General features: G+C 39.3%; 1 protein-coding gene. It reads left to right on the forward strand.

Annotation, left to right across the window (positions count from 1 at the left end):
* Positions 1 to 430 precede the first annotated feature (430 nt).
* On the forward strand, positions 431 to 938 hold a 508-nt coding region (locus P0N36_RS15505; protein WP_275843796.1), incomplete at its 3' end, for a cation:proton antiporter.

The raw sequence follows: 938 nt of genomic DNA on the forward strand, positions 1-938 counted from the left end.
AGTAGAGGCCTATAACACATATAAAACAACCGACCTTGGCAACACATGGGCCAAAGAAGGGTATAAGACAAACAGTGCCGGCATCCATCTTATGGAAGGGGATGTGGTCTTCTACCATGTGGACCGTAGGGCCAGTGGCCATTATCGTTGATAAAAAGCAGTCAAAGTGTATATATGATAAGCCATAACTGTGTATTATATATATAAATCGATGAAACTTTGTGGATATATTGACTATTGAAAAAGACAGGCATATAATTATTCTCGGATGATTTCGTGGAATAAATAGGATGCTTTGAAACCAAAGGAACAGACATATCACAAAAGTATGCCTGCTGACATTCATAGGTTCCATGTTATAGATAGATGAATACGTCAAACGATATAGTTTTGACCATTTAACCATGAATATATTTGCAGGAGGTTACATATGTTATCTTATGGTTTTTTCCTTGATCTAGCCATTATTTTGTTGAGCACAAAATTATTTGGTCTTTTAACAAGACGTTTGCAGATGCCCCAAGTAGTGGGTGCACTGCTAGCTGGTTTGCTTTTAGGTCCTACATTTTTGAATATTTTACACGAAACCGAATTCATTGATAAAATGGCCGAGCTTGGGGTTATATTGTTGATGTTCACAGCGGGTATGGAAACGGATGTCAAAGAGCTGAAACGAACCGGTAAATCCTCTTTAGTGATTGCAGCCTTTGGCGTTATTATTCCTTTAGTCGGTGGGTTTTTAGTAGCAGGCTTTTTCTCAGATACGCTTACAGAGGCTTCAAAGATCGAGATGCTACGAAATATCTTTATTGGTCTTGTTCTAACCGCTACATCTGTGAGCATTACTGTCGAGACGCTTCGGGAAATGGGTAAGCTCAAGTCACCATCGGGTACGGCCATCTTAGGTGCGGCGATTATTGATGATATATTGGGAATTA

Origin of the sequence: Petrocella sp. FN5 (assembly GCF_029210395.1) — a bacterium.
In the GTDB taxonomy this organism is placed as follows: domain Bacteria; phylum Bacillota; class Clostridia; order Lachnospirales; family Vallitaleaceae; genus Petrocella.